The sequence below is a fragment of the Laspinema sp. D2d genome, assembly GCF_025370755.1.
In the GTDB taxonomy this organism is placed as follows: domain Bacteria; phylum Cyanobacteriota; class Cyanobacteriia; order Cyanobacteriales; family Laspinemataceae; genus Laspinema.
Map to the genome: position 1 here is coordinate 18,642 of NZ_JAMXFC010000003.1, position 14,327 is coordinate 32,968.

At 44.8% G+C, this 14,327-nt stretch carries 6 protein-coding genes; 4 read left to right on the forward strand and 2 right to left on the reverse strand.

Annotation, left to right across the window (positions count from 1 at the left end):
• The first annotated feature begins 297 nt into the window (after positions 1-297).
• Genes NG796_RS02845 through NG796_RS02860 form a run of 4 tightly spaced genes read left to right on the forward strand, consistent with a single transcriptional unit; the run spans position 298 to position 6,841 of the window.
• Positions 298-2,055, forward strand: coding sequence for a sigma factor-like helix-turn-helix DNA-binding protein (locus NG796_RS02845; RefSeq protein ID WP_261204411.1), 1,758 nt, complete (start codon positions 298-300; stop codon positions 2,053-2,055).
• Positions 2,056-2,068: 13 nt separating this feature from the next.
• Positions 2,069-3,538, forward strand: coding sequence for a DUF1822 family protein (locus NG796_RS02850; protein WP_261204412.1), 1,470 nt, complete (start codon positions 2,069-2,071; stop codon positions 3,536-3,538).
• A 42-nt stretch (positions 3,539-3,580) separates the two neighbouring features.
• Positions 3,581-6,046 carry a CHASE2 domain-containing protein gene (locus tag NG796_RS02855; protein ID WP_261204413.1) on the forward strand — a complete coding sequence of 822 codons (2,466 nt, stop codon included), beginning with the start codon at positions 3,581-3,583 and terminating at the stop codon, positions 6,044-6,046.
• 30 nt (positions 6,047-6,076) lie between these two features.
• Positions 6,077-6,841: a DUF928 domain-containing protein gene (locus NG796_RS02860; protein WP_261204414.1), complete on the forward strand. Its 765-nt coding sequence runs from the start codon at positions 6,077-6,079 to the stop codon at positions 6,839-6,841.
• A 122-nt stretch (positions 6,842-6,963) separates the two neighbouring features.
• Here the strand turns inward: NG796_RS02860 and NG796_RS02865 are convergent, their stop codons facing one another.
• Both NG796_RS02865 and NG796_RS02870 read right to left on the reverse strand, forming a co-directional pair.
• Positions 6,964-9,798: a CHAT domain-containing protein gene (locus NG796_RS02865; protein ID WP_261204415.1), complete on the reverse strand. Its 2,835-nt coding sequence runs from the start codon at positions 9,796-9,798 to the stop codon at positions 6,964-6,966.
• A complete protein-coding gene (locus NG796_RS02870) occupies positions 9,750-14,276 on the reverse strand; it encodes a filamentous hemagglutinin N-terminal domain-containing protein (protein ID WP_261204416.1) in 4,527 nt (1,508 codons plus the stop codon). The genes NG796_RS02865 and NG796_RS02870 overlap by 49 nt, the downstream gene beginning before the upstream one ends.
• Positions 14,277-14,327 lie beyond the last annotated feature (51 nt).

A 14,327-nucleotide genomic window follows, 5' to 3' on the forward strand; every position in this document is an offset into this window, starting at 1 on the left:
CCCAGGATACTCATGAGGGGCGATCGCCCTCTAAGTGCTTTATTAGGATGAATGGCTCAAAAATATGCAGGGTTCCGGTCCTGATCCAAGGCATTTTTGCATAATTGGCGATGGACTATCCTAGTAAATCTTTAGAACCCAAAAACGACGGCTTTCCGTGAGCTAACGATTCGCGAACCGAGAACGAGAATGTTAAGTCCATCGAACCCCAACCCGATTCCTACCCCACCCCGGCGTTCCCCTAACGTCAACCAATTTTCGTCCTATCTCAGATCAAATCATGAAGGGGGGCGCTGGGTGCTGGAATGGAAAACTGAACCGCGTTTAAGACGTAATTTTCAATTATATATAACCCAAGACCCAAACTTTGCTAAGTTGTGCGATCGCCGTGAAGATGGGATGGGATTAGAACAGTTCTGGATTGCCCTTGCCCTAGATCCCCCGCCTCCGCAACGGTGGGAACCGCCTGATCGTCAGCAACTGGCATTCCAGCATTTAGCCAGTTATTATGAACCGATTTGTCATAAAGCAGCGCGGGCGATCGTGGACACTCATTCTCAAATCTTATGGGAAGATGCCTTTACCATCGCCCGACTTTGGCTACAAAAACAAGATAAATTGGCCGAAGTTTTAAGAAAATATCAACCCAATGGACCGGCACAATTTTCTACTTATTTACAATCGGTTTTAATGCGCACCATTAAATCTGAAACTGATGTGGGTCGTTACTCTTACTGGCGGTTATTGTGTAAAGCCCCGGACTATGAAATAGCCCAGGCTTTAGAATCGGTTTACCTGGGAACCGACCAAATTCCCCAACTTTTATTAGCCCGAAAATACTTTAAAAAAGTTTATATAGCGAATCGAATTAATGGAGGAGACAGAAGAAAGGGGGAAATTTGGCCTACACCCCAAGGGGAAGATTTTGCGGAAACGGCTAACTTTTATAATGCCCAAAGACTCTTGCGTTCAGCTTTGCCGGAAGTGGCAGCGAATCCGCCTAGCAATGGAGAACAGATTGAATCTTGGATGCACTGTTGTCTGAAGGCATTAAAAGATAAAAGAGAACGAGAACATAATCGGAGTTCAATTGAGGAACTTCAGCAACAACAGGGACTCGAAATACCTGACCCCAATCCAGAATCAGAAGAGGCTATCCTGGAGGAAGGTTTTGAAGAAGATTGCCCAGATTCTCCCCAGAGTCAGATCCATCGGATCCATAAGTTATTTGAAACCGAACTCAGAGGATGCAGCAGTATTCTGGAAATTCAACTAGGCGATCGCCCGGTATTGATTGATCCAGATCGGATTCTACTATTGAAATATGGAATCGGACTGACTCAAAATCAAATTGGTGAGTTGCTGAGGCTTCATCAATCTAGCGTAAATCGCAAACTCAAAACCTATAAAGCCCGTCTTTTGAGTGCTTTAACTCAATTAAGTCAACCGGAAGCGAGGTCAATGGAGTCTGTACAAGGGTGGTTACAGAAAAATTTTTTATCCCCTAATCGAAGGGATTTGATTGCGCAAGCGTTAGTAGAAGCAATCAAGACGTTAAAATTTGAGGACCGAGAACTATTGTCCTTACGATATGGACAGAAAGTGACGGTGGAACAAATTGGCGATCGCCTCGCACTCCCGCTAGATCAAGTCCAATTTAATCTGAGTCATATTGAAAGTCAGTTGCATAAATATTTATTCACTACCCTAAAGAATTGGATAAAGCAGTATGTAGACAAGTGGCTTTATGACTTTTACAAAACCGCCTTAAACCACACCTTAAACCAAGGCTTTAATTTGCTTTCTCCCGATATCCAGAAAAATTTGGAATTTTACTACACCTATCGGGTTTCGCTAGAAACGATGACTGAGGGAGTAGGGCGAGATGAACAAAGGGTACATGACTTATTTTGGGAAGGAATTTGTCAATTAGAAACTTACTTGCTACAGGAGCTTTCGGAGGTCATTAAACTGCCTCTGGGGACCCGAATTGAACGTCAGAAAATCACTCAGTTGATAGAAGACTGGTTAAAAAACTTAGAGAGATCGGATTAAGGAGAACTAGAAAATGAACTTTAAAAATCAGGAAGGAAATCAGTCATCAGTTCCAACAAATTCAGAAGGAATGTGTTTTAAAATTGCTCCGGATGACCAAAAACAGGCATGGGAAATAGCCGATCGCCACTCGAACACAATCACACGATATCAAGCCTATCTCAATTGGCTCACCGTCAAAACTCTCTTACCCTGGTTTGAAGCATGGGCACAAGAGGAAGGATTACCCGCCCCAGAGATTTGGCCCCCCGCAAAACAACTCGTTCAGAGTTTAGAATTGGTCAACGGCACTGCAATTGAGTTAAATTCAACTCGATTTATCCTCATCCCAATGGATGAAATTGAGTCGGACTTTCTGGATGTTCCACAGGAGTGGGTAGATCATCCAAACTGGCTAGGGGATTATTATCTGCCCATTATTGTCAGTTTAGATGGGGATGAGGATGATTGTTGGATACAAATCCCAGGATTTGGCACTCATAAACAGGTAAAAACTGAAGGAAACTATGATAAAAATACCCGAACTTATGGATTGGAAATGACCGATTTAATCCCAGACTTAACGGTGATGGAAATAACACGGGGACTCCAGGTGCAAGAACCGATTTTATCTTTACCACCCCTATCGGAAGTCGAAGCAAAAAAGTGGGTGGAAATTTTGGGGAATCCATCAATTTATTCTCCCAGACTGCAAGGGGAAATTTCGTTTGAAACCTGGGCTGCTTTGTTAGATAATCAGGAATGGCGGCAGCACCTGTGCGATCGCCGGATGGGAAAAAACCCAGATGTTGTCTCCCATCAACCTTTACAGGAGTTAAGACAATGGTTACATCCCGTAATGGAGGAAGGATTGGCGGCGATTTCCGGGGTATGGCAACAGTTTGAGGCATTGTTTGTACCTCCGACACCCGTCGCAGTGCGTGGAAAACGTGAGACAATCCAGGCGATCGCGCCGGTGATTCGGTTGTTGCAACCGGACGAATTAGAGCAAACTCGTCGTCATGCGGCAGGAGTTTTAGGGGAACTTGGATTTGGTAATTCTGAGGCGATCGCTGCTTTAACTCAATTGTTGCATACCGCCCGGGATGAGGAAACCCGTTGGCAAGCTGCACTGAGTTTAGGTAAAATTAGTCCCGGACATCCTCAAGCAGGCATCAGAAAAGCCCGATACCTAGATTGGGGAATGTCTCTCCAAGGTCATTCTGTGGCTTTAATTGTGGCAATTATGCCCAAGAGTGATGACAAATTAGGGATACATCTCCAAGTCCAACCGACTTCATCGGGGAAGTTGCCCCCCCATTTAAAATTGAGCGTTCTCTCGGCATCAGAAGAAACCATCCGAGAAGCTGAATCCAGAGGCGATCGCACTGGAGAAGGTCAAGACAACTTAATTCAATTGAGGTTTAGTCCGCCTCCCGGTACTCACTTTCGCGTCAGGGTATCCCTAAAAGAATCGAGTATTACGGAGGATTTTATCGCCTAAATCAGCACAAGTCAAGTTTATTTAATAGGGGAGTCCTGCTCGATGGGAATTACACTCGTTTTAAAACTGGTCTCCAGTGATATCAATCCAGGATTTACCGTCTGGTTACAAGTTAGAAATGACCCCGAAGGTTTATGCTTGCTCGAACGAGTGGGCTATTTACCGGCTGACCCAGAGTTAGAAAACCTCTATCAAGATTGGCAGATCAGTTTTAGAAATTTAATTAATGGAGGTAGAAATAGCTGGGATCAAGAATGGGAAATTGATGATATTCCCCCCAATATTTCTAGGGATGATGATTTTGAGGCTTGCCGAAAATATATCCGTCTGTTAGAAGAGAATATGGAACACTGGTTAGATTCTTGTACCGATCGCGGATGGCAAGAAATCCAGCAAGACATCCCGTTTTATTTAGGGAAGCATTCCCCTGAAGTTCGCCTGGTGATTCAATCGGATTCTCAACTGTGGAAACTCCCTTGGTTAACCTGGAATTTATTAAAAAAATTTGACTCGCAGTCCGGGACAGAACAGATAGGAATTGGGTTTAGTCCTGTTGAGTATAAAAAGCTAGAATCCCTTAATCGGGGGGAAAGGCAGGGGAATTTTGTGCGAATTTTGGCGGTGTTTGGAAGTGATAACCATCTGGATTTAGAACCGGACCGGATGGCCCTTCAGCAGCTTACCGAAGCAGAAGTAGAAACCTTAAATAAACCCACCGGGAGGAAATTAATTGAGAAACTCCGGGATCCGCAAGGATGGGATGTTTTTTGTTTTTCCGGGCATAGCCAAACCAAAGGCAAAGATGGAATTATTTATATTAATGAGACCGAAAATTTAGAACTTCGGCAATTTCAAGAGGCGTTAAAGACAGCGATTCGTCAGGGATTAAAGCTGGCAATTTTCAACTCTTGTGATGGATTGGGATTAGCGGAAAAGCTGGCGGGATTGCAACTGCCGGTGGCGATCGTCATGAAAGAACCCGTTCCAGATTCAGTAGCTCAGTGTTTTTTAAAAGTATTTTTGAGCGAATATGCCTCCGGTGTACCTTTATATACTGCTGTGAGGCGATCGCAAGCTCAATTAGAATACTTTCCCCAATATCCGGGTTGTAGCAGCTTACCCATTATCTGTCAAAATCCCGCAGAAGTACCACCGACTTGGGCGGAGTTATCGCAACGCAAACCGATTGTACCCCCTCCAGAGATTTCACCCCAGGTATCTCCAGTCCCCTGGGTGAAATCCCCCAGTCTGCGATGGCAAAAACTGCGGCGCACATTGGCGGCAAGTTTTGCGATCGCTCTCTTCGTCCTGAGCGCCCAATGGCACGGCAAGCTACAAACCCTTGAATTGTATGCGTTTGACCATTTAATGCGCCAGCTTCCCTCAGAAAATCGTGATACTCGACTTTTACTCATCGGAGCCAATACCGATGATCTTCGGCGGTATGGCTATCCTATACCCGATTCTATCTTAGCACAATTAATAGAAAAAATAAATCAGTATCATCCAGCAGCGATCGGGCTAAATATTACTCGTGAGGTTCCGATAGAAAATGTCAATTATCCGGGCGGACATGAGGCACTTCTTACCCAGCTTAATTCCTTTCAAGACAATGTGGTTTCAGTCTGTAATAATGGTAATAATTTAGGTGAAAGCACAAAACCTTTATCGGGCATCCAGGATCCAGAAAAGCAGGTTGGTTTTATAGATTTATATAGAGATCAAGATTTTACACAAACAAAGGAACTCCGGCGCTATCTGTTATCTACGAGAAGTAATCCTCTTCCCTGGGAAAGTCATTGTGTTACGCCTTATTCTTTAGCCTTGCAATTATTTGAACGGTATTTAAGATATCATTATTCCCCAATTGATATCGAGACACCCCATACAAATTGGAAATTTGGCTCTTTCTTAATTCCTTCACTTGTCAATCGCACGGGAGGATATCAGAACTTGAAAGGATATGGTTTAGGTAGTCAAATTTTGATTCGCTATCGCAAAACTAGAAATATCAATCAGATTGGTCGCCAAATTAGTATCCAAGATGTGCTACAACAGACGAATGCTTTTGAACCCGAAGACATTTCAGGCAAGGTCGTTTTCATCGGAGTAACTGACCCAATTGTACAAAAATTATTCTTGACCCCTTATGGTGACGTCAACCAGTTAAGTATTCACGCTCATGTTGTCAGTCAGCTAATCAGTGCATTTGAGGGTCAACTAGAGGGAAAAAATCAGCGACCTTTAATTTGGTGGTGGCCTCAATGGGTTAATATGCTGTGGATAGTAGGATGGTCATTCCTGGGGGGATTGCTCATCTGGTTGTTTCCTCAACCCGTCCCACAATGGATTGCTATTAGTAGTACCATTCTCGTTTTATATGGAATTTGCTGGATTGTCTTGACTCAAGGCGGTTGGATTCCTTTGGTTCCCGCTATCCTCACTTTGGTTGGTCCTACTATGATTTTCACCGGATTGACCCTCTCTAAAATCAAGTCATTCGAGTAAATTTTTCTAACTTTTTACCCTATTTTAGTCATGATGAAACTGCCAATTTACTTGTTAGTTACCTTTACCCTTTCCCTCGTCAATCTGGTTAGCGGAACCGCTGCCAGCCGCGCTGAATTGTGGCAACAACCCCTCTCCCAACTACCCAAACCCCCAGACACGGGAACACCGGAAGGAAATTCCGAACCGGGTACGACTCGTCCCGAATCAGTTTGTCCGCCTACAGATAAACCCCTGACTGCAATTAATCATGGCAGCGGCAGTGATGTGACGTTGGCAGAATATCCAACCTGGGTATTTTATACCCCCTATTCTCGCGAGACTGTTAGTTCCCTGGAATTTTTTCTTTATGATGAAACCGAACGTCAAACCATTTACAAAACTTCTATCCCTATCGGTGAAACCCCCGGGATTCTCCAACTTAAACTTCCGGAACAGCCAGATAATGCTTTAGAAGTAAATCAAACCTATCGATGGTATTTGATTGCCTATTGTTCCGAAAATCGTGACGATGGTCCAGACGTGGAAATTGACGGATGGATTTATCGGCAACCTATGACAGAGGAGTTAGAAGCTCAGTTACAAAATCCCACGATTCTGCCTTATTTGACTTATATCAAAGAAGGAATTTGGTATGATGCTGTCCGGGATATTAGTCAAATTTATGCGGCAGATTCTCAGAATCAAGCTTTTGAAAATGCCTGGGAAACTCTGTTACAAGTTTTAGGCCGATCGCATTTAATTCAAGAACCTTTTCTTTCACCTATGGGGAGTTTTGGAGATACAGAAGAATAATTTACAGTTTTTCGAGAAATCGTCAAGATTAGAAACCGGGTTTCTCTACAAAGTCTCTGCTAATCAGCAGGTATCTGACTTAGAAACCCGGTTTCTTTACCTCTGCATTTAAACCCCCAAATTTAGCGCCAATTTCCGACTAAAATATAGGGAGCCCAAGACCGAGGATTCTGATATTTTTTGTCTTTTAACAGGGCTTTTTGAGCACGATGGAGGGCCTCAGCTTTGGTGATTCCGGACTGCATTAATTCAGTATAAAACCGTTCCATAAGTTGAATGGTAGAGTCATCGCGAACGCGCCAGAGTGTTGCTAAAGTGCTGCTGGTTCCGGCGCGTAGAGCTAATCCAGCTAATCCCAAGGTAGCGCGGTTATCTCCATCAGCGGTTTCACAGGCACTTAAAACCAGTAATTCGAGAGAAGTTGCTGGATCGCGATCGCGCAGTAATCTTTCCAACTCATTGGGTCCAATTAATTCCCCGGTAGCACTCTGGTCACCATACACTAAGATATAAGTTTCCTGGGGATTGGAGCTAAATTTTCCATGAGTTGCCATGTGAACAATTGAAAAAGGTTGAATAGTTAACGCTCGTTGTAACCGATTTTGGGTAAATTGAGCGTTTAATAAAATCTCAGTAGAGATGATATTTTGAATACTTTCGAGTTCATTACCTACATTCAGAGGTGCAAAGTTTTTCTCTCCTACGGTTAATCCATCCGTAACGCCTGTTGCTAAGACTTGGCGTTGAGCGGCAGTTTTTTCCAGGTCAAAAATTTGCAAATTAGGTAAGAGGGCTAAAGCGTAGTTTTTTTCGATTAAATATTGATTCTCAGCCGTATCATACAAGACAGAAACGGGAATATTTCTGAGTTCGCCATCGAGCACAAATACTAGGGTTTTAACCTCGGAATTCATTTCTAACGCGGATTCTAAGGGGGCGATTAACCATTGATACAAATTGCCGGAATATTCCACAAAACCTTGTAATGATGAAGGGCCGACAATCTGAGTCCGAAGCTCTTTAATATTTTTTCGCACTTCGTCGCGAGAAATGGATGTGATGTGGCGGGATAAGGGTTGATTGGGTAATTTGAAGAGAACTTCGATGCGATTGGGTAAGAGAATCGGATAAATAAGGGCAGAATCTCGGGTGATGTCATTCAGCGATCGCTCAAGTTGCTGGGATGAATCCGGTACACCCGAATAGGGATTAGTGAGATTGCATTGCAGAAAGTTTTCTAGTTCCGCGAGTTGCAGTGCATCAATCAATTGAATTGCCTGTTGCAAATGACTGGGATTTTCGTCCGCAGTTTGTAACAGTAAATCCACGAATCCTCGATACATGGGTTCGACATTATCCCGGAATGAAAACTGCACATCGGCATTTACAGTTAACAAATCATTTCTTACCAAATCCAGGGTTTCTACCGCTGCCCGATAGTCTGCGATCGCCCCTTCGAGCTCCCCAATATCTGCCTGCAATCGTCCCATTTGCCACTGCCACTGATATCGTAACTCCGCTGCATTACTTTCTGTCGCTAAAGCTAATGCGTTTTGAGTGAATGTTTTTGCTTGTTCCCAAGTGGCAGAGTTGCGGTTTTTTTGCCCTTGCGCTAATTCCTGATATTCATAGTATTGACCTAATAATCCTAGCGCGGCAGATTGTAAATGCCCATCTCTCAAAGTTTCCGCTTCGGTGAAGGCGGTTTGTAAGAGAGTTTCTATTTCTGGTCCGGGAACGAGGGGATTTTCAGGTTTCTCGCCCTGGACTAATTGACGACATTGCATTAAACTACAGGCCACTTTAATTCGCGACTCAATCCGGGGTTTACTTAAGCTAATTTCTGCGATTTGTGATTGAATAGTATCGAATAGACGACGGATTTCGTGGGAATTTGTGGCGGCATCAGTTGACTCAGCCAGTAGACTGAGTTGATTCACCTGTCCTAAGAGTTTCAGGGTTGAATAAGGGGCAATTGCAATGGATTTTTGATAAAAATTGAAAGCTTGGTTTCGATGCTCTTTTGCTGCGTCAACTTCTCCATAGCCTTGTTTTTGAGTAGCTAAGGCAGATTCGGTATTCCCTAAATAAAAGAGGCTCAAACTTTTCTGGGAATTAGAATCCAGTTGACCGGCTAAAGCTAAACTCTGGGTTAATATTTGCTCGGACTCTTCTAATTGCCCGATCGCCCTTAGCACATTTCCTAAACTCCGCAAAGCAGCCGCCTGAATTTCTAGGCTATTTTCTCCTTCAAAACTGGCCCGAACCTGGGATAAATTAGAGGTACTATCTAACTGATCACAAGTCATATTTTCGGCCCCAACAACTTGCAATAAAGTATGGCACGATCGCCGATAATATCCCATCTGTTCTAAGGCTTGAGATTGATTCATTAGGGAACCCCGTTCTCCCATTTTATCTCCCAGTTTCTGATAAGTTGCCGCCGCTTGTTGCCAGCTTTGAAATGCTCCTTCTGCTTGGGCTAAATTTAGTTGTAAATGACCTTGAACATTGAAGGAAACAGCCTGAGCGATCGTCTCCCCAGAAAGCGGTTCTAACAAATCTAAACTGGCTGTAATAGCAGTTTGTGCCGCTGCCCATTCCCCTAACTTTTGGTGGGTTAAAGAGAGGGAACTCAATGCTAAAGATTGATTGACAATATCCCTCAATTGTGCGTACTGTTCTGCTGCTTCTTGAAAGGCAGTAACTGCTTCAGAATAGCGCTGTTCCTCATACCATTCTCGCCCCTGTTCTAAAAGAGGTGACGGATTAGACACTGCTTCGGAAGTCCGGTTGATTTCAGCCACTTGCTGAGGAATAGGGGAGGATACTGCCATTTTCCACAGGGAAAAGCTTAGAGTTAAGAGGCATCCCAATAATCCTAATAATAAGAGGCTAAATCCTCGCTTTAAAAAGGATTCCAACGCACGGAAAAATACAGCCCGTTTTCTTGCCATGTTCTATCCTTTGAATCAATTTTAACTAACGGAATACCCCAATCTAAGCGCGCTTGCAAGGCATCGGAGACTTGCAATTGTACCCCCAATCCAGTAGAAACTAAAGTGTTCTGATCTGGATTGGGGCGATTGTCACTGTCCCAATTCCAACCCACTCCTAAATCGGCAAATGGAATAATTTGTAAGCTAGTCCGCCATTGGGGAAGTTGGAGGACTGGATATTGGAATTCCACAGAAGCAAAAGCCCCATTATCCACCAGTAAAGCATCTTGTCGATAGCCCCGTACGCTATTAAATCCACCGACGCTATATTGTTCTATGGGAAGCAGAGAGGTGGTGGCTAATTGCAAGTCCCCGCGCACAATTAATAGAGGATTAATTCGGGGTCCGGGTTGCGCTTCTCCGATGCGGCGTACCCACTGGGTTTGTCCTCGCCAGGAGAAGAATTGGCTGTCCGGTCCGTTGTCATTTGTGGTGGCATCAAATGCACTTAATCCTAAGCTAAATTCGGACCGGGCGGCGAAGATTTGGCGGGAGTCTTGTCTTAAAGCATCTTGAAAAAATCGTAAGGCAGAAACGCGGGTTTCACCGTTTTCATTAGCCCCAGGAGAAAGGGGGAATTTGACGCCTAATAAGGAGGTCTCACTTTCCCGTTGTGAAGCGGTTAATCCGAGGGCAAATTCGGTGCGGATTAAGTCCGTGGCGTTAATAATAGATGCTTCAGGATTTTTAGGGGTAATTTGTTGGATTAAAGGGTGCCGATAGCTGAGTTCATAGGTGCGAGAATTGGCTTCAATATCAACTCGATTAAAGGGAGGTTCGATGATTTCACTATCCCCTGTGCTATAGCGGAAACTGAGAGTATTATTGTTAGCAGTCAACGGGACGGCATAGCTGAGGTCGATCGCCTGACTGCCATCAGTATTGGCATAGTTGAAGCTGGCAATATCACCCAGTCCTAACAAGTTGTATTGGGTGAGTTGTGCCTGGCGACGGAGACTACCGACAGATGGCGATCGCCCGTTATCGATTGTGAATTGAGGAGTCAAAAATCTCGCACTTTCCACTCGGACGGAGAGTAAACTTGTATCCGGTGCAATGCCGGTAGAAAGTTCTGCCGAAAGGGTTTCTAGTCGGGGGTCAAATTGCAGCAGGTAGAGAGATTCTAAGAGTTTTTCGGGATTAACTAGATCTCCCGGTTGTAATCCCAGGCGACTGCGAATATAGGACCGATAAGAGTGGTTGAGTCGATTACTCCCGGTAATTTCGATGTTTTCCAGGCGGTTTTCTACAACTTGGATGGCAACGACGCCATTGCGCACGATTTGGGGGGGAATGAAGGCCCCAGAACCCATATACCCTTGTTGCTGATACCAAAGGGAAATTGCTGCTGCTGCTTCCTGAAGTTCGGTAAAAGTGAGGGTGCGATCGCGGTAAGATGCGGTGAGGGTTGCCAATTGTTCCGGGGGAATAGCTGTGCTATTTTGGACTTCTAAGCGTTCAATAGTCAGGGTTTCAGAGGTTGTGCTATTTTCTGCTAAGGTTTTCGATTGTTGTGCAGAAAGACAACCGCCGGAGAGAGGTGAGAGGGTGGCGATCGCGGGTTCTGATCCAATCAGTTCGACTTCACCGCGATCGCTGATCCGGATTCCTGTTGCTGCAATTTTCGGCATTGCTTGGGGTTGATTTTCATTCTGAATCGTTTCCCCTGAAGAGTTTCGGGGTGTATCCCGTTCCAGAAATCGCCAATCTTCCCAGGTGTTACTCGGCGTGAGAGTATCCGTGGGACTGGGGGGAATGCCACCTTTGCCGGTTTGCAAAAACTGGCTATTTTCGACAATCCGACAGGGGTCGCGATCAATGAGTCCGGATACATCTACAATGTTATTATCTAATGCCACTACCCCACGACTAGGGTCGATGTCGGGAGTATTTAGGTCAATTTGTCCACTTAAGGCCGGGTCTGTGCGAGAAATGGCGGTAATATCGCTTGTATTGGGAAGGTCTAAACTGGGGTCAAATTGAGTTAAATCGGTATTTAAGAGGGTTTCTAATTCAGATCGAGTTCGGGCGGTTAATCCAAAAAGTGCTTCCGCATCAATGGCGATCGCCCCACCACTGCCATCAAAGGCATTCGCTGAAATATTGCTATTTTCTAAGGCAGCAATAATCTCCGTATTGATATCAATATTTCCCCCACTTCCCGGTAAGTTAGCAGTTCCAGCCGTCGTGGAAATTTGACTGCCCTCCCGCATCAAAATTGTCTCTGCTTGCAGTTGAATATTTCCCCCTTCCCCGGAGGCAGTTTCCGCAGAAAACCTCCCGGAATTCAGATTAAATTCTGAACTGGTTACCTGCAAATTTCCAGCGGAACCCCCACCAAAACGGGCATCTACGGACACTTTTGCTCCATCAGAGATATTAACTTGTTCCGCAGCAATATTCAAAGTCCCGGCATTACCTGGTCCCGTAGTTGTAACCGTGATGCGACTAGGTAATAACCCATCAGCATCTTGGGTCGGTAAAGATTGAAGCGGAGGAAAATTTGACTTACCCGAAATGTCTAACTGTGACGTTTCCAGGGTAACTGACCCGCCTTGTCCATCGGTAAATGTATCCGCAGAAATTGCCCCGCCTTCTCGCAGAATTACGCGATTAGCAGAGACAATGATATCCCCAGCATTGCCGCCCGTATTAAAGTTTAAAATAGGGTCGGGAGAGTTAGGATTAACCTCTGCAAAAGGTTGGGATTGACTAAACAGCCCACTGGCAAATCCCGTGGAATCAGTACCAATAATTTCTAAGTTTTCGGAAACATTAACTGTCAATGTTCCTCCCGATCCAAATGCTTGGGTACTGACGGATATTTGCCCACCTTCTTGAAGGGTTAAATTTTCAGCATTAATGATGACATTACCCCCTGGAACTTCCCCTTGAGTGATGGCGGTAATTTCCGCGCGATCGCCCACAAGTAACCGTCCCGTAGAAACATTAACATTTCCCGCTTGTCCGGTGGCGATCGGGGCAACAAAAGTGGCAATACGAGTGGGTGAAAATTGACCGCGTGGGTTCGTTGCACCGCCGGTCATTTCTAATAATCCGGTATTGTTAATCGTCACCGTTCCGGAATTGCCAAAAGCTGAAGTCGCCGCTGAAATTGTCGCCCCATCTCTCAGGATTAAGCGATCGCTATTAATCGTGATATTCCCGGCAGTTCCGGTGGCAGGAATCGGGTTAATTCGCCTGAATTCAACTCCGCTAAATAAGCTACTCGGACCTAGAGGAGAAAATCCGCTGATTTCAATTTCATTAGCGGTAATTTCTAAATTCCCCCCCCGTCCTCCACTATAGGTACTGGTCAAAATTTGTGCCCCATCGGTGAGGGTCAAGCGATTGGTTTCTAGGGTCAAATCCCCCGCATTTCCCGCCCCTTCAGTTTGATTAAAAATACCCGCAGCAAAGGCGTTAGGTGGAGAATCAGGGGGCGTTGGAAAGAGGAGAAATCCCCTCATTTCGATTTGATTCGCTTGAATTTTGATATCTTGTCCCGATGCAGAACCGTAGGTACTACTCGTGATACCAGAATTCTCCACCAGCAGGCGATCGCCTCGGACTTGAATCCCACCTCCACCCCCGCGAGAGTTGGGAAAATCCGGTGGTAAGCTGCTGGCATCTACCACAGAATTATTCACAATTTGAATGGAACCGGGTTGGGTAATCTCCTGATAATCCAACGTGAATCCACTGGGACTCGGAATTAAATTCACCGAACCATTCACCACCCCCCCGATTTCAATATTCCCTTCAAATGCAGCGAGATTTCCATTGTTTAAAAGAACTTCTCCCCCCACTAATCCTAAACTTTGTCCCGGGAAAACCGCTAACCCTAATGGAACCCCGATACTATTAAGGGGGAATTGTTCCAGAGTTGCCTGAGATTGATTAACAATTCGCCCTGTATTATTGGCAAATTGCAATTGGGTGGGAATGCTAATGGTTAAAAGTGGTGGAGTTGCCGCAATATCGGTACTAAAAATACTACCATCAGCAAATTCAATCCCATTAGCAGTTGTGGCTAAAAATGAACCCCCAATTTGAAGCTGCGCGTTCGGTCCAAAAATAATTCCATTAGAATTGATTAAAAATAAATTAGCCGGACCATTGGTCTGAAGAATCCCGTCAATATTAGAAGGAGTACCCCCCGTGATGCGCGAAAATATATTTTCTAACGTTAAATTATGCTTAAAAAATGCCGTTTCTCCCGTCAGGACCGAAAACTGATCAAAACTATGAAATAAATTGTTACCTCGGACCGTTCCTCCTTCAATGATTAGGGTATTTCCGTCGGTAAAAACAGTGGTGGGTTGGGGAAGGGTAGCATCAGGGACAATTTGAGCCATTGCAGAAGGGGCGATCGCTAGGTAACCCCCCACCAGACTGCTCAAAATCCAGCATTTGGGAAAAATAGTGGGTTTCATGCACCATGAACTTAAAGAGACTGAAACTGATTATAGGACAAAGGGATGACA